Below are 21,453 nucleotides of genomic sequence, written 5' to 3' on the forward strand. Positions count from 1 at the left end.
TCCCGCTCTGTCCGTGCTGCATTCAGCGGCCCGGCCACACTGGCGGCCGCTTTTCCTGGAAGGCGCGCACGCCTTCGGCGGAGTCTTCGCTGTCGAGAGCGGCCATGAGGGCCGGCAACCTGAGGCCGCGTGCTTCCGCGGCGCTCAGGTGGCTGGTCCTGCTGACCATTTGCTTGACGGCCCGGACAGAACTCGGCGCACAAGCGAGGATCTGGTCCACCCAGCGCTGCACTGCGGCGTCGAGTTCATCCGCCGGAACCACTTCGTTGACGAGGCCCATCGACTGCATTTCCGCTGCCTCGGCCTTGCGGCCGGTGAGGAGCATGCCCATCGCTTGGGTATAAGGGACACGGCGCACCAGTTGGTGGACGCCGCCGTCGAGCGCCAGTCTCCCGACGCGCGGTTCGGTGAGGCCGAATCGGGCCGTGTCCGCGGCTATGACGATGTCGGCGCCGAGCACTATTTCCATGCCGCCGCCAAGCGCATAGCCATTCACCCGGGCAATGACCGGAACGTCCAGGCTCGTCCGCAGGCTCAGTCCGCCGAAACCGTTCGGGTCAAGCTCCGCCCAGTACTGCAGTCCTGTCTTGCCCACAGCGGAGGCGGACATGTCCGCCCCGACGCAGAACGCCCGGGTTCCGGCCCCCGTGATGACGACGGCGCGCACGTTGGGGTCCGCTTCGAGCTGGCTCCAGATCCCGTTCAGCCGTTCCTGGGTGGTTCCATCGACGGCGTTGAGCACGTGCTGGCGGTCGATCACCACCGTGGCCACGTGGTTCTCGATGGTCAGGGTGACCTGGTCGACTGTGTTGGCAGCCGAGGCTGGCTTCTCAACGACAGCGCTCACCGGAGTACCCCCAGCTTCTGCAGGCGCTCAATGGTTTCGGCATCGAAGCCGTTCTCCAGGAGCACCTCCACGTTGTGCTCACCGAGCCGCGGGGCCACCCGCCGGATGGAAGGCGGCGTTGCGGACAGGCGAATGGGGGCGTTGAGCATTTTTACCGTGCCGACGCCCGGGTGTTCGGCTTCGACTATCATCCCGTTGGCCTCTGTCTGGGCATCGGCGAGGGCCTGTTCCAAGGTGAGGACGGGCGCGTTGAGCAGCCCTTGGCTCTCCAGCTGGTTGGTCCAGTACTCGGTGGTGTTCGTGGCGATGCGTTCCCGGAAGATTGCCTGCAGGGCTGGCTTGTGCTTGAACTGCTGCTCCAGGTTGGCGAACTCCGGCCGCTGGGTGAGGTCTTCGTCCAGTCCCAGGGCCTCGGAAATCCGGGCGAGCGGGTCAGGGGTGAACCCGCCCACCATGCAGACGGCGCCGTCCGTCGTTTCGAAGACGCCGCTCAGCGGCATGGCGCCCCAGTTGACTTCGTAGCCGCGGTTGAGCTGCATGCAGGCTTCCTGCATCTGCAGGTGGAGCATGGAGTCGTACATCGTCACTTCGACCTTTTGCCCGACGCCGGATGCCTCCCGGGTGCGCAATGCCAGCAGGATGCCCTGCATGAGGTGCATGCCCGTGATGTAGTCGCAGAGCGTGGTGGGGTAGATGGACGGCTTCACGTCGTCCGACTCGCGCCGCCACATCACGCCTGAGTAGGCCTGCGCGATCGCATCCTGGCCGCCCTTGTGGGAGTAGGGCCCAACCGGGCCGAAGCCCGTGCCGGAGGCCCAGATGATGCCCGGGTTCGCGGCCTTGAGGTCCTCGTAGCCGAAGCCCATCCGTTCCATCACGCCGGAGCGGAAGTTGCTGACGACGACGTCCGCGTCGGCCATGACCCGGCGGAGGACGGCCTTGCCCTCGTCCGTGCGGGTGTCTACGGAAACGCTGCGCTTGTTCCGGTTGATGGCCAGGAAGATGGGGTTGTCCTGGCCGTCCTTGTCCGGGAATGAGTTGCGCGAGATGTCCCCGGCGCCGGGGCGTTCCACCTTGATGATGTCCGCGCCGTAGTCGCCCAGGAGCTGGGTGCAGGACGGTCCCATGAACACCTGGGTGAAGTCCACCACCTTGATGCCGTCGAGGGGTAGCGGAGCGCTGTTGGGCTTGGCGGCGGCTCCGGGCTCCGGTGACGCGGTTCCCTCAAGCTCATCGAGAAGGGTGTCGGTGCTCATGCTCCCACCACCGCTTCGCTGTCGACGGTAGCGTTCGACGACGGAACGTCGCCTGGGTCTGCACCGTGCCGGCGCATGCCCTGCTGGATCTCCAGGGCGGAGACCTCGCGGACGAGAGTGCCGTTCTGGACCGCCAGCGCGGCGGCGACGCCGACTGCCTGGCCCATGGCCATGCAGGGCGGGATCTCGCGGGACATCTTCTGCGCCTCCGGAGTGGCTGAGTAGTGGCGGCCCGCGACGAGCAACTGGTCGACTTCCTTGGGAAGCAGCGAGCGGTATGGGTAGTAGTAATCGCGGCCACGGGCCACGGTGTCCGCGAAGTGGCGGCGGGACGTGACGTCATCCTTCGTCATGACGTATTCGCCCTCGAGCAGGCGGGTCTGCCGTACGCCCATCTGGGATGCGACGTCGAGCATGTAGCAGTTCTCAAAGCCCGGCAGGTGGGCGCGTACGTACTCCACTGCTTCGGTGATCCGGTCCCGCGCAGCAAACTCGGCGGCAGTCATGTCTGCCGGGTCCACGCCGTCGTACCCGCTCATGTGGGGAGCGTTGCACCAGACGACGCCGTCGATGGGTGTCTTGAGCCACCACAATTCCCAGGCACCACCCAGGAGACGCTTGATGGTGCGGTTGATGGCACGGGCTTCCTTCGGATTGGCCTGCTCGAAAGCCTCAGCGGCGGCTGTGTCCACGTTGCCGAGGCGGAAGACGAGCGTGGTGAGGTAGCTGTCCTTGATGTGGCTGGCGCCGGCACGTGAGGCGACATCGATGTCGCCGGTGGTGTCGATGACGACGTCTGCCATGAACGCCTGCGGGCCGGACTTCGTCTCGCAGATGACGCCCTTCATGACGCCGTTGTCCACGATCGGGCGGGAGAACCAGGAGTGGAGGCGGAGGTTGACGCCGGCTTCGCGGACGAGGTCGTTGGAGACCCGCTTCCAGCCGTCAGGGTCGAAGGCCGCGGCGTAGCAAATCGGCTTGGGGTTGGTGTGGGAGTGGAAGTCGAAGGTGCCGTAGCGGCCCCACTTGTTCCAGAGTTCCTCGGAGGTCTTGCGGTCATCGGCAGGGGGGACAATTGCCAGGCCGAGCTTCTGCAGCCGCTCAACGTATTCCGAAACGATGCCGGTCACCGTGATTTCCTGGCCGTTGGTCATGTCGTCGAGCACCAGGACCATGCCGCCCGAGGCAAGTCCACCGAGCGAGGAGTAGCGCTCCAGGAGCGTGACGGATGCGCCCGAACGTGCTGCGGTGACGGCGGCGGCCACACCGGCGGGCCCACCGCCGACCACGAGGACATCGGAGCGGGAGATGACGGGTGCGGCGAGGTCCGCCGTCGTCGTACTGAGTTCCAGTGACGATGTGGTGGCAAAGGAGTTCATGGTGGAGGATCCTTACTTCCCGGCGGCATGCCGTTTCACGGTTGCCGGGGTAGAGACGGGTGCTCAGGAGGAGCCCGCCGCGATGCACGCGGCGAAGCAGGCCTGGCGGAGGGCATGACGAGTAGAGGTCCGTGGGAACCTGGACCCGGAAAGTGGAGATGTTTGCGGACGGACGTCCAAGGGTCCGTGCGTGTATGGGAACGGGCGGCGGCTAGCGCCGGCCGATCACCACACGTGAGGGGCGTTGACCCAGATCGCTACGCATACCTCTTCGTAGCTGTTTTTGTACCAATGCGGCGTATCCGAGGAGAAAGTGATTGAATCGCCGGCTTCAAGCGTGTAGCACTCACCGTCGAGGAAGATGTCTTTCCTTCCCGACAGGATGATGCCGAATTCCTCGCCGCTGTGGCGAAACGGAGTGGCGCTGGTGTCGTGGCCTGGCGGACTCACGATCCACTGGGCCTCCAACGCGCCATTGAGATCCGGGGTCAGGAGCTCATAGACTGCCTCTCCCACGGACTTCTTGGTGACGCCTTTGAGGTTTCGCCGCTCGGACTTGCGAACAACCGGCGACCTGGTTTCTTCCTGGCCGAGGAAGAACTTCCCCACAGGAATGTCCAGGCCGTGAGCCAGTTGCGCCAAGGTGGTGAATGACGGGTTGGCTAGCCCACGCTCGATCTGGCTGACGATCGCCGGGCTGAGACCGGTGATTTCCGAGAGTTTGGACAGAGTCATCCCCTTGTCCTTGCGCATCGTGCGGACCTTGTTGCCGACAGTCGCCAGGAGCGCGCTCGTGCCGGCGGGTGAGGATGCCGCGATGATCTCGTTGGTCATGATCCAGCTTTCTCTCGGTGAGCTGACTTTCATAACTATAGTGAAAAAATTTACCGAATCAATGGTTTCGTGAAACTTTTCTTGCGTTGCGATGCTGCGGCGGCTTCGCTGTGACTTCCTGCGATTGAGGGCCTTTTCGATGGCGCCGGGGCGGTGGGGGCTATTTATCAAAAAGCATTGACCTAGTGAATATCTTCAATATAGTTAAGTGAGTCACATCACGTGGGGGAGTTTCCAACACGATCACGGACGTGGGCGCTTCAGCCTTCTGGCGGAAGGCCCAGCCCCACGTTCACGTTCGTTTCTCCCATGCTGAACCTGCGACATCCGAGCAAGCCATCCACGTTCCTGTTTCCGGACTGGATATCCCCGTTTGCTTCAAGCGCTACGAAGAGGCACGCGTAGCTATCTGGGCTAACTCACTTCCCATGAGGTGAGCTGGTACGGCGTTGCCGAACCAAGCCAAAATGATAGTTTCGATCACCGTCCATACCCCTGGATGTCAACGGTGATCCGTACCCTCACGCACTCCGAAGGTGCGGAGGAAGGAAAGAATCATGACTGACACTGTCGTCAAGAATGGCCTGGAGAGCGCCCGTAAATCCCGGCTCTCTCCGGAAGTCCGCCGTGGGCTGCTGGGCCTCGGACTCGGGAACACCCTTGAGTGGTATGACTGGATGGTCTTCGGGCTACTGTCCGCTTTCATCGGGCCAAAGTTCTTCCCCTCGCAGGACCCGACCGCCGCAACCCTCAATGCCTTGGCGGTCTTCGCCGTAGGCTTCGCGTTCCGCCCCTTGGGCGGCGTCCTGCTCGGTACTTTCGCTGACAGAATCGGCCGCCGAAAAGTGATGCTCTGGTCCATCATGATGATGGCAATCACCACGCTGGTCATCGCCTTGTGTCCGACATACCAGCAGATCGGCGGCGCTGCCGGCATCATCCTCCTGGTCTGCCGCATTGTGCAGGGCATCTCCACCGGCGTTGAAGCTCCCCTTTCCACCGCACACGCCGTCGAACTGGTTCCCGTGGGACGCGAAGGATTCGTCGCAGGCATCATCTCCTTCTTCGTCAACTCAGGCATTCTTCTCGCTTCGCTGGTCAGCTACCTATGTAGCCTGATGCTGAGCGGGGCTGTCATGGCCGACTGGGGCTGGCGGGTTCCCTTCGTCGTGGGTGCAATCTTCGGATTCATCGTGGTCTACCTGCGGCGGACCCTTCCCGAAACCATGCGGCCGGAGGAGCTTGCGGACAATTCCTCGAAGGCGGTTTGGGGTGGCGTGCGCAAGCACTGGCTGAGCGTTCTGGCCATTACCTTCGTCGTCGGAGCGGCGCAGGCCTACAACTACGCCTGGAATACGGGACTGCCCACCGCGGCCCGGAGCGGCTTCAAGGAAGACGCGACCGCCGTCTTCGCCCTCACCACCGTCCTAGGCGTGGTGCTTGTGATCGGCAGCCTCGTGGTTGGCAAATTCACGGACGGCAAATCGATTTCCAAGTGGTTCCTGGTAACCCGCGCACTGTCCATTCCCTCGGTCTTCCTGATGCTGATGTACTTCCGCCCGGGCATCGGCGGATTCGCCGCGGTTCTTCTGGGAGGTTCGGTTGTCCTGGTCCTGAACATGACGCTGTACAACGTCGTCACCAGTTCCCTGATGCCCAAATCCTGCCGCGGCGCCGGAACTTCCCTGGGTTACGGCATCGGTGTCGCCGTCTTCGGTGGCACTGCTTCCTACCTCCTGGTGTGGCTCCAGTCCATGAATGCGTCGTGGATCTTCCCGGTTTACGTTGCCGTCCTGTCCGTGCTGAGCATTGTGTTCTACCTGCTGGCGCGCCGGAAGAATGGAATCTTCGTTGGAAGCTAGGGACGTGCGCGGATTCTTGCTGCCGCGGCCGCCTCGGCCGCCTCGGTTCAGGGGTGCTTGTGATCTCCTTTGACCTCAGTCAGTCCGATGTTGAGCTCTACACCGCGGCGCGACAACTGCTCCTCTCAGCCCACCACGGCGAGAACCATCGTGTGGCCGCCGCAATGCGGGGTGCGTCCGGGGCGATCTACCTGGGCCTTCACATTGGCTCCAAGCGCATCAACGTGTGTGCCGAGTCCAGCGCCCTCGCCAATGCGCGCATCGCGCAGGAAGGCTCCATCCAGTCGTCGGTGGCCGTCAGCATGGACGAACACGGCGAGCCCCAGGTCACCAATCCTTGTGGCGTTTGCCGGGAGTTGCTCCGGAACTATGGGCCCGAGGCGACTGTCCTGGTTGACGCCGGGGGAGAGGTTGGAACTGTCGGCTTGGACGAACTCCTGCCTTTTCCTTGGATGCGGGCCACCGAGACCGAATGGAGCACCCGGCCACCACAAGCCGGGACCTTCGACCTCGGCCGGCAGTCAAGCTGAAGACCTGCTAGCGCAATGGAAATGCCGGGACGCCTTGAGTCCCGGCATTTCCTGCAGTGCGGCGTTGTCGGTTGACGACCCTGTGTGTCCGCGCTGGTTGATCCGGTGTTACTTGGCTAGGTCCGGCCATCGCTTGGTCAGCGCTTTGTGGCCGCGCCTACGAACGACGAAAGTACGGCCGAGCCAATTCCGGGCCTCAGGCGCCCCCGCTTCGGCCGAGGGTGGTGGCGAGCTTCCGTCGGCCGGGGACGGCGCGGAGATCTCCGGCGTCGCCGGATGACTCGGACACAGGTCCGTAATCAGTCCCATGCCCGCGCACGCCCGCACTTCGCGGATTCCCACCACTGCAGCACGTTTGGTCTCAAAATCCTTCGAGACCGCCATGACAGTCCCGTCCGCTGCTTTCAGCCGGAACCTGTAGCGTTCCTTGGCATCGACAAATAGTTCAAACTTGCCTGCCATTCTGACCTCCCCAATAGAAACATATGCCCCCTTAAAGGGACCGTACCCGGCGGACACCAAAATGCAAAGTACCCTTAGTGTTTTTAACGATGTTCCATTCAAGGAGCCGGTACGGCGTTTTGCAGTTGCCGTATGGGGTACTGACGTGTAATTTTGGCGATGCAAAGCAACCTTAGTAATACCCGCCACCGCCGGGTCCGCGGTTCAGCAGGAGGTAAAGCAGTGGGTATCGGATCATCCATCTTCCTTATCGCGATAGGCGCAATTCTGGCCTTCGCCATCCCCGTCGATGTCGTGTCATTCATCGACCTCCATATGGTCGGCTATATCCTCATGGTCGTCGGCGTCATCGGCTTGATCGTCTCCCTCTTCGTGTTCGGTCCGCGTCGGACCCGCCGAATCAGCGAAAGCCGCGCCACCGTCGACCCGGCCACCGGGGACCGCATCGTGACCCGGGATACCCGCGACGGCGGAATCTAGCCACAGCAGGAACGAAGGCGAGGGTCGGCGTGCCGACCCTCGCCTTTTCCATGCCCCCACGGTGGCCGAACGCGCCATTGCTGTCCGGCCGCACGAGCGAGTTCATGTACGACCCGCAGAGCTGACTTTCCTCAGGCCGGGCGCCCGCTCCTAACCGCCGCCACCCTTGCCGTTGCCCTTATGGTGTCCCGGGGCCGGGGCCGGAGCCACGGGAACATGGGCGGCTGGCGCAACTGGCGCAACCGGAGTCGAAGGCTCAACGCTTGGTGAGGGCGTGGCCGTCGGGCTGCTCGGCGTGGGAGTGGGCGTGTACGTTGCCAGGACGGGCGGGGCCGGGGCCGCGGGAGCAGGCGGTTGGTATGCGCTCACGCCAATGATCACCAAGGCGGTGGTAAGCAGTGCGGTGGCGGCAGCCCACGCCGATCTGCGGGGACGGCTTAGCGGTTTCCCTCGCCACTGGCGCCTGTTTCGCACGACCGGCACGACGACGGTGCTGTCGCCTTCGCTTTCGCTGACCGTTGCAGCTGGCTGCACGCGGGTGTGGGTGGTCGCCCTGGCTGTGCGGGGCGGGCGGTCTGGCTTGCGGGGAAGGGGCCGCGTGGTTCCCTGGGCGCCAACCGGCAGCGCAAGAGGGACACCGGAAGCGATGGCGCCTCGGAGTGATTGCTCAACCTCAAGTGCGCCAGGCCGGTCGGAAGGCCGGGCCGATGTCATCGCGGTGAGCAGGTCAACCCACCGCTTGCCGAGGGCTTCCGGCACCCGGGGTGGGCGGTGGAGCCTCGCGACAGCGGATTCCACGCTGGTTCCCGGGTACTCGAGCGTTCCGGTCAGGCACTCGAGGAGGAGAAGCCCGAGCGAGTAGATATCACTGGCCGGTCCGAGGGCGGAGCCAGTGGCTTGTTCCGGGCTCAGGTACGCGGCGGTCCCAACCATGGTGCCCGTTGCGGTCAGACGGGTTCCCTCGACGATGCGGGCGATTCCGAAATCCGTGAGTTTGGGCCGCACGGGGGATCCCAAAGGGGCATCCGCCAGAAGGACATTCGCAGGTTTGATATCGCGGTGGATGATCCCGCGCCCATGCACATATTCGAGGGCGGATGCCAGATCTGCCCCGATGTGCGCTACGTCCTGGGCCGCCAGGGGTCCGCCCCGCAGCCTGGCGTGGAGGTCCGTGCCGTGTATCAGTTCCATGGCGAGGAATGTCCGGGGATGCTCGGGATCCCGGCGGTCGGTGCCGGCGTCGAAGAGAGTCACGAGTGACGGATGGTTGAACGTTGCCAGGAGCCGCATCTCATTTTCATGCCGGGCAAGTCCATCCGGACCCTCGAGCAGCGGAGCAAAGAGTTTCAGGGCCACGTCGCGGCCCAGCCTCTCGTCCTGCGCCCGGTAGACCGACGCCGTTCCGCCGCGCCCGATCAGGGTTCCGAGCCTGTACCGCTCGGCAACCAGAGCATCGCTGTCTCCAGTCGTAGGGCCATCCGGCACGGTCACACCTCGCTTTCTTCGAACTACTTCGAACCGACGGAGCCCGTAAAGTCTAGGCTTTTTTGCCCGGCCATGGACACTCTTCCCCTTGGGTAATCGACCTGGACGCAGGGAAAGTTACGGTTCGGGCGCCAACGTCCACAGCATCGGCCACCGCGTCGGCCAGCCCGTCGCCGTCGGCTCCCCGGGTCTCCTCGCCGGAGACCACGGTTTCCCCGACCACCGCAGTTCCCCCTGTGAAGGTTCCGGAGACGGAGTCCCCGGAGCCGACGTCGTCGGCCCCCGCCACTAAGGAACCCGCCGAGGACGCGCCCACCACCAAGCGCTAGAAGGTTTCCCGGCCAGAAGGCGCACCCAGCGCGCGTGTCCCGTAGCGGGAGGTCCATTGGGCCTCCCGCTACGGGTTGGAGGGCGAAACCCTCACTGTGCATCACGGGAAAACAGTGGGAGAATTGGGTCTGGACCAAAACGGCCGGCGGCGCATCTTGCCTGCTGAGACCCAGGTGAGTCCCCCAGTGCGCCGTCGGTCCTGACGTACCTATCAAGTTGCGCGGGCGGGTCTCTTACGCCGTACCTATTCAGCTGCGCGGGTCTTTTACGCCGCGCCGGTCCATCTGGGCGCGGTGGAGGATCGTCGGAGTTGCCTCGCGCGGATGCGGAATCCGTCGGCTGCCTTCCGCGGTTCGTCACATGATGGGGGAACTGCCATGTGGGGGATTGCGTTCGGAAGAGCTACCTCGGCCGGTTCGTGTGCGCGCGCCGCCGGGCAGAGGTCGGTGACGAGTCCCATGCCTGCGCACTCCCGCACAGCGGCGATACCGGCCACAACCGCAGGCTTGTCCTTGAACGGCGTCGAAACAGCAATGACCGCTCCGTCAGGTGATTTGAGGCGGAACCTGAAAAGGGATTCCGCGTCAACAAACACTTCAAACATGCCGGCCACTGCTACCTCCCGGTCTGCGGATCCTGCGCCGTAGCGACCTGACTAGGAGACTATGGGCGGGACGGGCATCGCTGCATCCTTTGTCCGCTGCTCTGGTTGAACAACCACCGCGATGGTTTTTCACGTGATAATCAGTCTGTGCTGACTTCGTTAAGGCTTACAAGACCGGGTGCGTAAACCCTGTGTAAAACGTGTGCAACCCCCGCGCGGCTCAGCTACCACTCGCCCGGTTCATCAGGTGCTCGAGCAGGGCCAGTTCCGGGAAGCCAGGGTGCCGGGCGATGCTGGCTCTGAGTTTTGCCCTGAGGTGTTCGCCGCTCGGCTCGGTTCCGCTGAGGACTTCGTTGATGATGTCCTGCGCTTGCTCGCGAAGCCCCGCCAGGCTGTCATTGTCTTTCCCGGGAACCAGGACCGGTTCCGGCTCGACAAGCGGGTCTTGAGACTCCAAAGGTTCCGACACTGCCAGCTCCAGATATTCATTCCGGCAAGTCCCAGCTGAGTCCGGAATTCGCCCCCATCCACTCTTGATAGTAATGGGGGCGCCCGGATTGTTCACCGCTTGTGGATCAGAAGAATGAATAAGGCTTCGAAACGACGGATTGTGACGCGAACCCTCCGACTCCGGGGCGTTGCCCGTCACGCCTTGACCAGGTCCCGCGCGGCCGCAGCGATGTGGCGAGCGGAAATTCCTGCGGCGTTGAGCAAGTCCTTGGGCTCGCCCGAACCCGGAAGTTCCCTTACGGCGAGCAGTGTCACGTGGAGTTTGGGAGTGTTGGCACTCGCGAGGGCTTCGAGCACGGCGGAACCGATACCGCCCTGGGCGTAATGGTCTTCGGCGACGACAATCCGGCCGTCGGTCTCGAGGCACGTCCGCCGCAGGGTGTCGACGTCGACCGGCTTGACGGAGTAAAGGTCGATGACGCGGGCTTTGATTCCCGATTCGGCCAGTTCCTCGGCGGCCGCCAGGCATTCGTGGAGCGTGACCCCGGCTCCGATGAGCGCCACCTGGTCGTCGGGGCTGGCGCCGTGGACTTTGCTCCCGCCAACGGAGAACTGTTCGTCCGGTCCGTAAATCACGGGATATGCTCCGCGGGTTGCGCGGAGGTAGGAGATTCCGGGCGTCTCCGCCATCGCGCTCACGAGCTGAGCCGTGGACGGGGCATCTGCCGGATACAGCACGGTGGAACTGTGCACCGCCCGCATGGCGGCAATGTCTTCCAATGCCATCTGCGAAGGACCATCTTGCCCGATTTCGGCTCCTGCATGCGTGCCGACAAGCCGGAGGTCCACCTCCGAGACTCCGGCCATGCGGATAAAGTCGAACGGCCGCGAAACCAGGAAAGCCGCGAAACTTGAGGCGAAGGCCACGTAGCCTCGGACCGAGAGGCCGACGGCGGCGGCAACGAGTTGCTGCTCTGCAATGAAAATTTCGAAATACCGCTCAGGGGCCACGTCCTTGAAGTCTCCGGCGTGGGTCGAGTTCCCCACCTCTCCATCCAGGACCACCACCTCGGGGCGGACCGCAAGTGCGGACACTGCCGCACCGAAGGCGGCCCTCGTCGCCACTTTCTCGCCAACCTCCCATCGGGGCAGCGTAGGCGCGGCCTGGGTGCCAGGCGTGATTGCCGGGCTGCCCGACTCCGGGGGACTGGTAGCCACGTGTATGTTGCTTGCTCCTCCAAGGGCCGCAATGGCTTTCTCAGCGATGTCTTCAGGGAGCGCTTTACCGTGCCAGCCGTTTTGATCTTCGACCTCAGGGACACCTTTGCCCTTGATCGTCTTGGCGAGAATAACCGTTGGCTTATCAGGATCGCTACGGGCTTGGCTCAGGGCCCCGTCTATCTCGGACAGATCGTGGCCGTCGATGATCAGTGCCCGGGCCCCGAAGGCCTCAATCCGCCCGGCGTAGGCGTCCATATCCCACTGAAGTTCGGTGGGGCCGTCCTGGCCAAGCCGATTGACGTCCACAATCGCTGTGAGATTGCCGAGCTTGTAGTAGGCCGCCTTGTCCACGGCCTCCCAGATGGACCCTTCGGCGAGTTCGCTATCGCCGCACAAAACCCAGGTGTGGAAGGGCAGCTTGTCCAGGTAACGCCCTGCGAGGCTTACCCCGACGGCGACCGGCAGCCCTTGCCCCAGCGAGCCGGTAGCCACATCCACCCAAGGCAGCACCGGCGTCGGGTGGCCCTGGAGCCGGGCGCCGAATTGACGGTAGGTGGTGAGTAGTTCCTCTTCCTCGACGACGCCCGCGGCCCGATACATCGAATACAGCAGCGGCGAGGCATGCCCCTTCGAGAAAATCAGGTGGTCATTGTTCGGCAAGCCCGGTTGGTCCCAGTCGTAGCGCAAATGCCGTTCGAGGAGGACGGCCATCAGGTCCGCGGCTGACAAGGACGACGTTGGATGGCCCGAGCCTGCATTGGTGCTGCACCTGATGGAATCCACACGCAATTGCGTCGCTAGTGCCCGGATGGAATCTGCTTTTTCGTCTTCCAACCGCGCGGAAGGTGCTGTCCTGTGCTCTGACATGCCCGGTCCCTCTCTCTTTACTGCTCGTTCAGCCGATCGAGCAACTTCCCAAGGGCTTCGCGGATATCGTCATGGTCGCGCTGGCTAGCCCTGCTCTCGCCTGAAATCACGGCGCAGCGATGAATTTTCTTGAAGTCTCCATAAGGGAACTTGTAGCGGCCTTTTTGTCCTTCGGGGTGCTCATCGTCTATGCCGAGAAACCATTTCGAATATTCGGTGCTCCCGTTCTTATCCAGGAATTTGTTCTCATCCTGCGTCGACGGCGCGTGTTCGCTCCAGTCGTCCCGGGTGTCGATGACTACCTTGTTGTCGCGGATAAGGCTCTTCGCATGGTCGAAGGCCTTCTTGTTCAGTTTCACCGCCATGGTTATGTCCTCCATCTCCTCCGTCGAGTCTTTACGGCCCGCCGGGTCACTCGAGCGTCAGGGGCGGCTCGCCCAATGGCCGCGAGGGCGGGAAGGGAAGGTCGGGGCCAGGCTCGGGAACCGGAGAAGGTCCCGGCTCGGGCAGCGGTACGGGATCGGGTGTTCCGGGGCGGGGTCCTGGCTCGGGTTCCGGCCCAGGGGTCGGCACGGGCGTCGGACCTGGCTCCGGGAACGGTACCGGTTCAGGTGTCGGGCTTGGACCGGGCTCCCTCGTGGGATCAGCGTTGGGGTCTCGGGTCGGGTCGGGAGGGAACGTGCTCATTGCTTGCTCCTCGGAATGTCAGTGGATTCCTATCGGACGTCCGTGGGGCCGGCCTGATCGTGGCCGGCCCCACGGGACTCAGCGGTCCGACGCAGGCGGACGTGTTTCTTCAGTGGTGTAGTCGCCTTGGATGCCCTCCGCGGGTCGATCCGCGACCTGCTCGGTGCCGTAGTCGCCTTCCGGGTACTGGCCGACGTGAGCCGGGGTACCGCCGTCGCCCGCTTCCGTGGCCGCGGGGGCCGTCAAGTCAGGATCGACGGAGAGCAGCCCCGAAGTAGTACCGGCAGATGAAGCTGCTGCCCCGGAGTCTTCGACGTCGCCGGCTGCCACGGAGCCCCGCCAACCGCCGGTCTCGTAGCCGCGCTCCTCGATGAATTTCTTGAACTTGTCGAGGTCGGCCGATACCCGCATATCGTCGATGCCCACCAGCGAGCCTGCCTTTTCGGCAAGGCTCTCCGGCTCCCATTCGATCTCCACGGTCACGCGGGTACGGTCCGCGCCGAGAGGCTCGAAGCTCACCGAGCCGGCGTTCCGTGGCCCGTCAACACTGGCCCAGCTGACCAATGAATCCGGGACCTGCTCAAGGATCTGGGCATTGAACTCGCGCTTGACGCCGCCGACGTTGGTGGAAAAATGCAGGGCCGTCTCGTCGATTTGTTCGACCGCCTCGACGCCCTTCATGAATTCCGGGAAAGACTCGAACTGTGTCCATTGGTTGTAAGCCACTGAAACGGGAACGTCCACGTCGATTGATTTGTTAACCGTAGCCATGTCCATACTCCTTGCTTGAGGTTGGTCCTGTGGAGGTTGGTGGTCTTTCAAGCGGTCTAGCCAGCGTCGAAGGTCTCGCCGTCGTCGTCTTTCGGGGACTGGTCCGCGGGCAGCCCTGTCGCATCGCCCTTCGGTTCCGAAGAGAAGGGCCTCCCAGGCTCGGTCCCCTCGGAGTTCGACTCGTCCAGCTCGGCATCGGCCGATGGAACGGAAGCCGATCCGTGGTGGCCGCCCTCAGACGCCGTCGAAGTGGCGTCGTCGTTCTGCTGGTTCGACTGCTGGGCCTCGCGCCCTCCTGTTTCCTGTTCCGGCGTCGGAGTTCCGTACCCTCCAGCCTCTTCGGCCGCTTTCTGCTCGTCCATGTCCTTACCGTCCTTCCCGTGCTGCTTGAGTTGTTGATGGAAAACCAAGGACCGGCCGCTAAAGGCCTTTTCCGCCCGTGACCGGCAGAACAGCCCCGGAGATGTAGGACCCTTCGTCCGAGGCGAGAAGCACATAGGCCGGCGCCAATTCCGCAGGCTGCCCAGCCCTGCCGAGGGGGGTGTTCTGCCCGAACTCCGGCAGTTTGTCCGGCCACTCGGTCGCGGGAATCAGGGGCGTCCAAATGGGTCCGGGGGCCACGGCATTGACCCTGATTCCCTTGGGCCCCAGTTCCTGGGCCAGCGCCTTGGTGAAGGCCACCTGCGCTGCCTTGGTCATGGCATAGTCGATGAGCTGGGGCGAAGGGTTGAATGCCTGGATGGAGGCCGTGACGATGATCGACGCGCCGGGCTTGAGATGGGGAATGGCCGCACGGGCAGTCCACATCAAGGAGTACAAGTTGGTCTTGAACACCCGGTCCATTTCCTCGGTCGGCAGCGTTTCGAGCCCTTCCCGGTTTTTCTGGTAACCGGCGTTCAAGACCAAGGTGTCCAACCGGCCGAATTCAGCCACGGTGCGTTCTACCGTGGACGCGCAGAAATCTTCCGAACGGCCGTCGCCCGGAAGGGTTAAAGCCCTGGTTCCGGCCTTTTCGATCCAGCCAGCGGTATTCCGGGCATCTTCGGATTCTTCAGGTAGATGCGAGAACGCCACATCGGCACCTTCGCGGGCGAACGCAATGCCTACGGCTGCGCCGATTCCGGAGTCGCCTCCCGTGATGAGGGCCGCCCTGCCCGTCAAGCGGCCGTGGCCGGTGTAGGAAAGCTCGCCGTGGTCCGGCACCGGATCCATCGGCGCGGTCAGGCCCGGTTGCTTCTGTTCTTGTTGGGGAAAGGATCCGGAGTAATAACCGGAACGCGGATCTTTCGGCGGAGAGGGCTGCGCATTAGGTGCTTGTTCCGAACCGCTTTGCTGCGTTTCTGACTGGTACATGATCCCCTTCTTCGTCGGTCTTTCGACGCCCGAGTGGGCTTGCTTCCTCATCGAAACTAGTAGGCCGCACGGACTCTTGTCCATGGGTTCGGGTAAATTGATCAGTAAACTTACTATATTCCGCCGAAGGGCCTAGACTAGCGCGAATTTCGGTCCTGCTGCTGATTTTCCGGATGCACGCCAAGTTCCGGTTCCGGCTCCTTTCGGCGGCGCCCGGGTGTCCAGGAAAGCAGGGGGTACACGAGCACGAGTGCGGCGAGAGCGACAAAAATGCTGCCGCCGGCTGCCAAACCCGCCTCGGGCCCCACGGCGACACTGAAGATCAATCCGGCGCATCCGGCGATCAGCAAGGCCACGCAAGCGACGACGACCTTGACGATCATGTTCCCGGCTGCGACCAGACGGTACTTCACGTGATGCTGGAAAAGTCGCCTGTGGAGGCTGACCGGAACCAGCATGAGGCCGGTGGTCATGGTTGCCAGGACAACCAGGAGGAGGAACCACCACTTCTGCGGCTCTGTCAGGATGCTGAACCGCTGCTGGAACGGAAGAGTCAGCAGGAAGCCGCCAATAATCTGGACACCGGTCTGGAGGACGCGCATCTCTTGGAGCAGTTCGTTCCAGTTGCGGTCCATCCTCTGGTCCTCGGTCTCGTGCCTGGTGTTGGCCGCCGGACCAAGAGGCGGCTCCTCCGACTGGTTCACGACGGCCGGGGAAGTTCGCAGCCTGCCACAGGGTTCATCCCCATGTAATTCAGCGGGCCCGCAACAATATTCAAAGTAATCGTCGCGAACTGGGAACACTGCGCGGGGACCGCGTTGAAATAGCCCCGCTGTCCGGCGGCTACCGCTCCCACGACGAGCCAGATCACCACGATCACCCCGAAGAATGACCCGTAACGCATGGCCATCGACCAACCTCTCATCAATTCCGGATATGCTCAGCTTACTTATTAAGCGATGTCGACCATAGGCTGGACTGATGGGAACCCACGTTGGGACATCGGGGTGGAGTTACGACCACTGGGAGCACGTGCTCTATCCCTCCGGAACTCCTTCCCGGCAAAGGCTCGGTTGCTACGTACAGCAGTTCGACACCGTCGAACTCAATGCGAGTTTCTATCGTTGGCCTCGCGATGCATCGTTCGCCAGCTGGCGGCGTCGGCTGCCTGAAGGATTCGTGTTCTCAGTCAAAGCGCCGCGCGGGCTGACCCATGGGAAGCGCCTCTACGCGCCGGAAGCGTGGATCGGCAGGATGACTTCGGCGTGGCATGAGCTCGGCGACAGGCGCGGAGTCCTCCTCGTCCAGCTGCCACCGGCAATGGAGCGCGACGACGCCCGGCTGGCTTATTTCCTTGACCTCCTCCCGGAGTGGATGAAGGTAGCCGTTGAATTCCGTCATCACAGTTGGCACCATGACGCCGTCTACGAGTTGCTCGAGCACCACCGGGCCGCCTATTGCATCATGAGCGGAGCGGACCTTCCGTGCGTCCTTCGGGCCACTGCGCCCTTTGTCTACATCAGGATGCACGGGCCGGACCACCACCACCTTTACGGAGGTTCCTACTCCGAACAGGACCTGCACTGGTGGGCGGACCGTATTGCGGAGTGGGAGGCAGCCGGCAAGGAGGTCTTCGTCTATTTCAATAACGACGGCGGCGGCAACGCGGTCCGTAACGCCCACACGCTTCGCTCCTACCTCGGGAACTACTAGGCGGCTACTAGTAGACGGCAAGTACTAAGCGTGGCCGTTTGGCTTGTTAGGTACGGTAGGTTCCATGGTTGACACCAAGAAGGTCGAGATATCACCGTCATCCCTCATGACTGTGATCCTGGCTTTCGCGGCAAATCTTCTTGTTGCCGGGGCAAAAACAATCGCGGCCGTGCTTACCGGCTCCGCTTCGATGATCGCCGAAGCGGCCCACTCCTGGGCCGACACAGGAAACCAGGTCTTCCTGCTGGTGGCTGAGCGGAGATCCTCGAAACAACGCGACGTGGCCCACCCGATGGGCTACGGCAGGGAAGCGTATGTGTGGTCGATGTTCGCCGCCTTCGGCTTGTTCACCGCAGGCGCTGTGGTCTCCGTGATGCACGGCATCCAACAGCTTTTCGCGCCGGAGCCCGCCAGCGATTTCGCGGTCGCCTACGTCGTCTTGTCGATATCCTTCGTGCTCGAAGGGGGGTCTTTCGTCCAGGCGTTCCGGCAGGCCCGCAGCTCCGCACGAGAGCTTGAACGCCGCACCTTGGAGCAAGTGCTCAAGAGTTCGGATCCCACCATGCGTGCAGTCTTCGCGGAAGACAGCGCCGCGTTGATAGGGCTGATCATTGCCTTCTTGGGCATCTTCCTGCACCAGCTCACCGGGTCGCCACTTCCAGATGCCCTCGGATCAATATCTGTCGGGCTCCTGCTCGGTGTCATTGCGGTGGTGCTGATAGACCGCAATCGTCGGTTCCTCGTGGGCCAGGGCGTGACGCCTGAACTTGAGAGGTCGATGGCGATCAGGGTGTTGGAACACGGGGAAATCGAGCGTTTGACGTATCTGCATCTGGAGTTTGTCGGGCCGCGCAAACTGTACTTGGTGGCGGCCGTGGATATCAAGGGCGACCTTCGCGAGCATGAGGTAGCGGTCGCGCTTCGCCGCGTGGAACGGGAACTGGAGGACGAGGAGACAGTCGAGGAAGCAGTGCTGACCCTCGCCACTCCCGACGAGCCCTCGCTTCCCTTTGGTGTTCCGGGGCAGTCGCCAGCCGTTGAGTAAACCAACATCGCCATCCGCCGGAACCGCCCGGGAAACAAGTACACGACACTCGTGCCAAGTCTCCCCTGAAGTTGTTGACTCAAGGGACCAGCCTCCGCGCTGTCCGGGAACGCCAATCCCAGCCGGCCAACCTCAGGGTCTGCTGATCGGCCGAACCGGCGCGGCGGAAGCGCAGTCAATGTTGAGGAGAGCTGCAGTGGACGGGCAAATTTGGATTTGGATCGTAGTGGCGATTGTGATCATCGCGGTGATCGTCGGCGTCGTCCTTTTCGGGCGCCGCGCGAAGGCCGCGGCCGCCCGTAAGCGCGCCGGGGAGCTCCGCGAGAAAGCCCGTGCCGACGCCCTCGGAGCTCATGAGCGCAGCGCCGAAGCCGCTCGGGCGACGGCTGATGCCGCGCGTGCCGAGAGCGAAGCGGAACGGTTACGCCAAGAGGCCGCGGACAAGCAGAGGGCTGCCGAGCGGGCCAACGAAGTGTCACAGGACAGGCTGCGGCGGGCAGAAGAACTCGACCCCGATGCGGGCAACCGTCCGGACTCAAATGGTGCGGAAAACCGGCGGGAGCGCGACGACGTCAACCGGCGGGAGCGCGACGACGGCCAAGGTGGCAAGGAGGGACGCCCCTAGAAGATGTGGAAATCGCCGGCGTCGGCGTTCGCGGACGGGTACACCACGGGCTCCCGCCCCAATTCAAGCAGGACGTCATTGATGCTCATTTGCCCGTCGAGTTGGACGGCCGGGACGAAGGCGGTTTCGGATTCGACTTCAGCGGTCATGGATCGATCTTATCCGCGGCCGGGCCCACGGACGCGCTGAACACGCGGCCCTCAGCGTAAGACGCCGAGGGCCGCTTTGTGTTCGGGGATCACGGTTTCTGGGACGCGGCCGCCGCGGGGGAGAGATCGGACAGCGTGAGCGGATGTGCCGGAGCCTCCGCAAACGGGCGGCTGATATTCACAGCCAAATCCGAATTGACGTGGACCAGTGCGCCGGAGGGCAGCGCGCTCCACTCCGGGTTGTCATCCATGGGTTCGGTGGCGATGAGGACGTGGCCGGAACGGGCCAGATCCTTGCTGTGCGCGCGGATGCGTGGGCTCCGTGCGTCGAGGGGAGCGGCCTCTTCGGAGCGCTCAGGCAGCCGTTCCAGAATGTGCAGCTCGTGCGTGTCCGGGTACCTGACTGCCCAAAGGTCTGTCGCGGTTGTCAGGATGAGGTTCAAGCTGAACACTGGAACCTCCTTGGCGAGCCAGCTGATCGCCCGGGTGATACCTTCGCCGACGTCGCCATTCGCTCGTCTGCTCTCCGCGGTGATGAGCGCGAAGAGCCGCTCGCTGTCTGTCTGGCCCTGCACCAGGTCCGCGACTCCCATCTCAGCCAGTCGCTGATCGAGCCGTTCGAGATCGCCGAAGGCGCCGTTGTGGGCGAACAAGCGCCCGTCCTGCTCGAACGGGTGTGTGTTCACCATGGTGTGCGCGCCTGTGCTGGCATACCGCACATGGGCCAGGAACGTCGTGCTCCTCAGGACCCGTGCCTCCCGCGCGAAGGCGTGGTCCTCCCAAGCGGCGAGCGGCTGTTTGGCCACGCGGGCGTTGCCGGCGCCGTCGAAGGTGCCGATGCCGGCGCCGTCGGGCTCGCGCTTGCTCTGGTCAGCAAGACTGTCCGGCGCGTCCAAAAGCCAAAAAGTGGCCCGCACTGCTTGCGAACCGGCGTGCAAGCCGAACAATCGGCACATGGCACTCCTCTCTTTTGACGTCTTTATTGACGGTGCTGGCTAGTGGTGGAAGGCCTGGGTTTGTCCGCCCGCGGGCATCGGCGCCGTGAGGCCGTCCAGATACGAGACTTCCTTTCTGAGGTCAGCCAGGAAACTGGATGCGAGGTCCCGTGTGAAGCCATTGCGGACAACGATCCTTTGGACAGTGATCTCGCTCAGTCCTTCCGGCATCGGATAGGCGGGGACGAGCCAACCATTCATGCGCAGCCGTTCGGACAAATGATGGAGGTTCCACTTGTCCGTGTAGCCGTCACTGAGTTGCCAGGCAAAGACCGGAATGTCTGATCCGTCGCTCCACAAAGTAAACGACTCCATCGCCCCTATTTCACTGGAGAGGTAAAGCGCCACGTCCCGGGAAGTTGCCTGAACGGATCTGTAGCCCTCATAACCGAGCCGGAGGAACAGGTAGTACTGAAGAAGCACCTGGGCGCCGGGGCGTGAGAAGTTCAGGGCGAAGCTCGGCATGTCGCCGCCGAGGTAGCTGACATGGAAGATCAGGTCCGCGGGTAGCGCTTCTTCGTCCCGCCAAACGACCCAGCCGAGACCCGGATAGACCAGTCCGTACTTATGGCCTGATGTGTTGATCGAGGCAACCCGCGGCAGACGGAAGTCCCAGACGGTCTCCCGCTGCAGGAAGGGCGCAACCATGGCGCCGGATGCCCCGTCCACGTGGATCGGAATATCGAGGCCGTGCTTTTCCTGGATCGCGTCCAGCGCCGCCGAGATCTGTTCCACCGGTTCATAGGCGCCCGTGTAGGTCACACCCATGATGGCTACAACACCAATAGTGTTCTCGTCCACATACTTGTCCAGCTCGTAGCCGTCCAACACCTGGTGTTCCTTCGACACCGGAACGTACCGGGCCTCGACGTCCCAGTAGTTACAGAACTTCTCCCAGCACACCTGCACGGCCGAGCTGAGGACCAGGTTGGGTTTGTCGGTGGATAAGCCGGCCGCCCGCCGCGCATGCTGCCAGCGACGCTTCAAGGCCAGGCCTCCCAGCATGCATGCTTCGGAGGAACCGATCGTGGAGGTCCCAATGGCCTTGGCGGGATCGGGCGCATTCCATAGGTCGGCGAGCATCCGCCAGCAGCGGGTCTCGATCAAGGCCGTCTGGGGGTATTCATCCTTGTCGATCATGTTCTTGTCGAACGTCTCTGCGTACAGTTTCGACGCTTCCGGTTCCATCCACGTTCCGACGAAGGTGGCCAGGTTCAGGCGGGAGTTACCGTCCAACATCGCTTCGTCGTGGACCACCTGATAGGCGGTCGAAGGAAGGGACTCGCCGTCCGGAATGGTGAACCGGGGAAAAATAGTGGATTCTCCCGGCCGGCTGAACACCGGGTTCAACTCAACTACAGTCTCTGGTTCATGGGCTGATGTTCGGTGTGACCTACTGATGGTTCGCTCCTTTGACTCGCCGCAATGCAGGCCGCTGCGGTGGCATGGCCCGGCAAGGCCCCACGCTACCTCGGGTGGCAGCGATGCCCAAGCCTCGCGAAACCGCG

25 protein-coding genes are annotated in these 21,453 nt (G+C 63.2%); 7 read left to right on the forward strand and 18 right to left on the reverse strand.

Translation table 11 applies throughout. From position 1 onward, the window contains the following. Positions 1 to 22 precede the first annotated feature (22 nt). The 4 genes from J2S96_RS02415 to J2S96_RS02430 all read right to left on the reverse strand — a co-directional run bounded on the left by J2S96_RS02415 (position 23) and on the right by J2S96_RS02430 (position 4,316). Entirely contained in the window at positions 23 to 847 is an 825-nt protein-coding gene (locus tag J2S96_RS02415; RefSeq protein WP_306859524.1) for an enoyl-CoA hydratase-related protein, read from the reverse strand. Beyond that, positions 844 to 2,103, reverse strand: coding sequence for a CaiB/BaiF CoA transferase family protein (locus J2S96_RS02420; RefSeq protein ID WP_306859526.1), 1,260 nt, complete (start codon positions 2,101 to 2,103; stop codon positions 844 to 846). The genes J2S96_RS02415 and J2S96_RS02420 overlap by 4 nt, the downstream gene beginning before the upstream one ends. Next, complete coding sequence (locus J2S96_RS02425) at positions 2,100 to 3,482, reverse strand: FAD-dependent oxidoreductase (RefSeq protein WP_306859528.1); 1,383 nt, start codon at positions 3,480 to 3,482, stop codon at positions 2,100 to 2,102. Before J2S96_RS02425 ends, J2S96_RS02420 begins: the two co-directional genes overlap by 4 nt. A 225-nt stretch (positions 3,483 to 3,707) precedes the next feature. After that, entirely contained in the window at positions 3,708 to 4,316 is a 609-nt protein-coding gene (locus J2S96_RS02430) for a helix-turn-helix domain-containing protein (protein WP_306859530.1), read from the reverse strand. Positions 4,317 to 4,873: 557 nt separating this feature from the next. Here J2S96_RS02430 and J2S96_RS02435 point away from each other — a divergent pair. Both J2S96_RS02435 and J2S96_RS02440 read left to right on the forward strand, forming a co-directional pair. After that, a complete protein-coding gene (locus J2S96_RS02435) occupies positions 4,874 to 6,178 on the forward strand; it encodes an MFS transporter (RefSeq protein ID WP_306859532.1) in 1,305 nt (434 codons plus the stop codon). A gap of 59 nt (positions 6,179 to 6,237) precedes the next feature. Continuing rightward, a complete protein-coding gene (locus tag J2S96_RS02440; RefSeq protein WP_306859534.1) occupies positions 6,238 to 6,708 on the forward strand; it encodes a hypothetical protein in 471 nt (156 codons plus the stop codon). Positions 6,709 to 6,816: 108 nt separating this feature from the next. Here the strand turns inward: J2S96_RS02440 and J2S96_RS02445 are convergent, their stop codons facing one another. Then, entirely contained in the window at positions 6,817 to 7,170 is a 354-nt protein-coding gene (locus J2S96_RS02445; protein ID WP_306859536.1) for a YegP family protein, read from the reverse strand. 222 nt (positions 7,171 to 7,392) lie between these two features. On the opposite strand from J2S96_RS02445, the gene J2S96_RS02450 reads away from it, so the two are divergent. Continuing rightward, positions 7,393 to 7,650, forward strand: coding sequence for a DUF6458 family protein (locus tag J2S96_RS02450; RefSeq protein ID WP_306859538.1), 258 nt, complete (start codon positions 7,393 to 7,395; stop codon positions 7,648 to 7,650). A gap of 150 nt (positions 7,651 to 7,800) precedes the next feature. Here J2S96_RS02450 and J2S96_RS02455 read toward each other — a convergent pair whose 3' ends face one another. After that, on the reverse strand, positions 7,801 to 9,141 hold the full coding sequence (locus tag J2S96_RS02455) for a serine/threonine-protein kinase (protein ID WP_306859540.1): 1,341 nt from the start codon (positions 9,139 to 9,141) through the stop codon (positions 7,801 to 7,803). A gap of 82 nt (positions 9,142 to 9,223) precedes the next feature. Here J2S96_RS02455 and J2S96_RS02460 point away from each other — a divergent pair, with 82 nt between their 5' ends. Beyond that, complete coding sequence (locus J2S96_RS02460) at positions 9,224 to 9,427, forward strand: hypothetical protein (RefSeq protein ID WP_306859542.1); 204 nt, start codon at positions 9,224 to 9,226, stop codon at positions 9,425 to 9,427. A 303-nt stretch (positions 9,428 to 9,730) separates the two neighbouring features. Here J2S96_RS02460 and J2S96_RS02465 read toward each other — a convergent pair whose 3' ends face one another. The 9 genes from J2S96_RS02465 to J2S96_RS02505 all read right to left on the reverse strand — a co-directional run bounded on the left by J2S96_RS02465 (position 9,731) and on the right by J2S96_RS02505 (position 16,328). Continuing rightward, positions 9,731 to 10,069 (reverse strand): YegP family protein, encoded by a 339-nt coding sequence (locus J2S96_RS02465; protein WP_370872974.1) that lies wholly within the window; start codon positions 10,067 to 10,069, stop codon positions 9,731 to 9,733. Between the two features lie 220 nt (positions 10,070 to 10,289). Beyond that, on the reverse strand, positions 10,290 to 10,538 hold the full coding sequence (locus tag J2S96_RS02470) for a hypothetical protein (RefSeq protein ID WP_306859546.1): 249 nt from the start codon (positions 10,536 to 10,538) through the stop codon (positions 10,290 to 10,292). 176 nt (positions 10,539 to 10,714) lie between these two features. Next, positions 10,715 to 12,607, reverse strand: coding sequence for a transketolase (locus J2S96_RS02475; RefSeq protein ID WP_306859548.1), 1,893 nt, complete (start codon positions 12,605 to 12,607; stop codon positions 10,715 to 10,717). 17 nt (positions 12,608 to 12,624) lie between these two features. Then, entirely contained in the window at positions 12,625 to 12,972 is a 348-nt protein-coding gene (locus J2S96_RS02480) for a hypothetical protein (RefSeq protein WP_306859550.1), read from the reverse strand. Positions 12,973 to 13,372: 400 nt separating this feature from the next. Then, entirely contained in the window at positions 13,373 to 14,065 is a 693-nt protein-coding gene (locus J2S96_RS02485) for an SRPBCC family protein (RefSeq protein ID WP_306859553.1), read from the reverse strand. Between the two features lie 56 nt (positions 14,066 to 14,121). Continuing rightward, positions 14,122 to 14,427: a hypothetical protein gene (locus J2S96_RS02490; RefSeq protein WP_306859555.1), complete on the reverse strand. Its 306-nt coding sequence runs from the start codon at positions 14,425 to 14,427 to the stop codon at positions 14,122 to 14,124. A 58-nt stretch (positions 14,428 to 14,485) separates the two neighbouring features. Further along, complete coding sequence (locus J2S96_RS02495; RefSeq protein ID WP_306859556.1) at positions 14,486 to 15,418, reverse strand: SDR family oxidoreductase; 933 nt, start codon at positions 15,416 to 15,418, stop codon at positions 14,486 to 14,488. A gap of 137 nt (positions 15,419 to 15,555) precedes the next feature. Further along, positions 15,556 to 16,122 carry a DUF6328 family protein gene (locus J2S96_RS02500; RefSeq protein ID WP_306859558.1) on the reverse strand — a complete coding sequence of 189 codons (567 nt, stop codon included), beginning with the start codon at positions 16,120 to 16,122 and terminating at the stop codon, positions 15,556 to 15,558. Continuing rightward, the gene (locus tag J2S96_RS02505; protein ID WP_306859561.1) at positions 16,119 to 16,328 is read right to left on the reverse strand and encodes a hypothetical protein; all 210 of its coding nucleotides are present in this window, start codon (positions 16,326 to 16,328) and stop codon (positions 16,119 to 16,121) included. The genes J2S96_RS02500 and J2S96_RS02505 overlap by 4 nt, the downstream gene beginning before the upstream one ends. A gap of 71 nt (positions 16,329 to 16,399) precedes the next feature. On the opposite strand from J2S96_RS02505, the gene J2S96_RS02510 reads away from it, so the two are divergent. From J2S96_RS02510 to J2S96_RS02520, 3 genes are all read left to right on the forward strand, one after another. Beyond that, entirely contained in the window at positions 16,400 to 17,131 is a 732-nt protein-coding gene (locus J2S96_RS02510; protein WP_306859563.1) for a DUF72 domain-containing protein, read from the forward strand. A 64-nt stretch (positions 17,132 to 17,195) separates the two neighbouring features. After that, positions 17,196 to 18,176, forward strand: coding sequence for a cation diffusion facilitator family transporter (locus J2S96_RS02515; protein ID WP_306859565.1), 981 nt, complete (start codon positions 17,196 to 17,198; stop codon positions 18,174 to 18,176). Between the two features lie 196 nt (positions 18,177 to 18,372). Next, positions 18,373 to 18,801, forward strand: a complete 429-nt coding sequence (locus tag J2S96_RS02520; RefSeq protein ID WP_306859566.1) for a hypothetical protein — start codon at positions 18,373 to 18,375, stop codon at positions 18,799 to 18,801. On the opposite strand, the gene J2S96_RS02525 is transcribed toward J2S96_RS02520, so the two are convergent. The 3 genes from J2S96_RS02525 to J2S96_RS02535 form a co-directional block, all read right to left on the reverse strand. Continuing rightward, a complete protein-coding gene (locus J2S96_RS02525) occupies positions 18,798 to 18,950 on the reverse strand; it encodes a hypothetical protein (protein ID WP_172465612.1) in 153 nt (50 codons plus the stop codon). The two genes, J2S96_RS02520 and J2S96_RS02525, sit on opposite strands and share 4 nt — an antisense overlap. An 89-nt stretch (positions 18,951 to 19,039) precedes the next feature. Next, positions 19,040 to 19,906, reverse strand: coding sequence for a class II glutamine amidotransferase (locus J2S96_RS02530; protein WP_306859567.1), 867 nt, complete (start codon positions 19,904 to 19,906; stop codon positions 19,040 to 19,042). A gap of 39 nt (positions 19,907 to 19,945) precedes the next feature. After that, the gene (locus J2S96_RS02535) at positions 19,946 to 21,346 is read right to left on the reverse strand and encodes a glutamate decarboxylase (RefSeq protein WP_306859888.1); all 1,401 of its coding nucleotides are present in this window, start codon (positions 21,344 to 21,346) and stop codon (positions 19,946 to 19,948) included. Positions 21,347 to 21,453 lie beyond the last annotated feature (107 nt).

It is taken from the genome of Arthrobacter bambusae (assembly GCF_030812595.1).
Classification (GTDB): Bacteria; Actinomycetota; Actinomycetes; order Actinomycetales; family Micrococcaceae; genus Arthrobacter; species Arthrobacter bambusae_B.

What these genes read in the sequence shown, in the direction of transcription:
- J2S96_RS02420 (WP_306859526.1), bottom strand. Translation starts at nt 2,103, where the DNA reads ATGAGCACCGACACCCTTCTCGATGAGCTTGAGGGAACCGCGTCACCG.
- J2S96_RS02425 (WP_306859528.1), bottom strand. Translation starts at nt 3,482, where the DNA reads ATGAACTCCTTTGCCACCACATCGTCACTGGAACTCAGTACGACGACG.
- J2S96_RS02430 (WP_306859530.1), bottom strand. Translation starts at nt 4,316, where the DNA reads ATGACCAACGAGATCATCGCGGCATCCTCACCCGCCGGCACGAGCGCG.
- J2S96_RS02435 (WP_306859532.1), top strand. Translation starts at nt 4,874, where the DNA reads ATGACTGACACTGTCGTCAAGAATGGCCTGGAGAGCGCCCGTAAATCC.
- J2S96_RS02445 (WP_306859536.1), bottom strand. Translation starts at nt 7,170, where the DNA reads ATGGCAGGCAAGTTTGAACTATTTGTCGATGCCAAGGAACGCTACAGG.
- J2S96_RS02465 (WP_370872974.1), bottom strand. Translation starts at nt 10,069, where the DNA reads ATGTTTGAAGTGTTTGTTGACGCGGAATCCCTTTTCAGGTTCCGCCTC.
- J2S96_RS02475 (WP_306859548.1), bottom strand. Translation starts at nt 12,607, where the DNA reads ATGTCAGAGCACAGGACAGCACCTTCCGCGCGGTTGGAAGACGAAAAA.
- J2S96_RS02480 (WP_306859550.1), bottom strand. Translation starts at nt 12,972, where the DNA reads ATGGCGGTGAAACTGAACAAGAAGGCCTTCGACCATGCGAAGAGCCTT.
- J2S96_RS02485 (WP_306859553.1), bottom strand. Translation starts at nt 14,065, where the DNA reads ATGGCTACGGTTAACAAATCAATCGACGTGGACGTTCCCGTTTCAGTG.
- J2S96_RS02490 (WP_306859555.1), bottom strand. Translation starts at nt 14,427, where the DNA reads ATGGACGAGCAGAAAGCGGCCGAAGAGGCTGGAGGGTACGGAACTCCG.
- J2S96_RS02495 (WP_306859556.1), bottom strand. Translation starts at nt 15,418, where the DNA reads ATGTACCAGTCAGAAACGCAGCAAAGCGGTTCGGAACAAGCACCTAAT.
- J2S96_RS02505 (WP_306859561.1), bottom strand. Translation starts at nt 16,328, where the DNA reads ATGGCCATGCGTTACGGGTCATTCTTCGGGGTGATCGTGGTGATCTGG.
- J2S96_RS02510 (WP_306859563.1), top strand. Translation starts at nt 16,400, where the DNA reads ATGGGAACCCACGTTGGGACATCGGGGTGGAGTTACGACCACTGGGAG.
- J2S96_RS02515 (WP_306859565.1), top strand. Translation starts at nt 17,196, where the DNA reads ATGGTTGACACCAAGAAGGTCGAGATATCACCGTCATCCCTCATGACT.
- J2S96_RS02525 (WP_172465612.1), bottom strand. Translation starts at nt 18,950, where the DNA reads ATGACCGCTGAAGTCGAATCCGAAACCGCCTTCGTCCCGGCCGTCCAA.
- J2S96_RS02530 (WP_306859567.1), bottom strand. Translation starts at nt 19,906, where the DNA reads ATGTGCCGATTGTTCGGCTTGCACGCCGGTTCGCAAGCAGTGCGGGCC.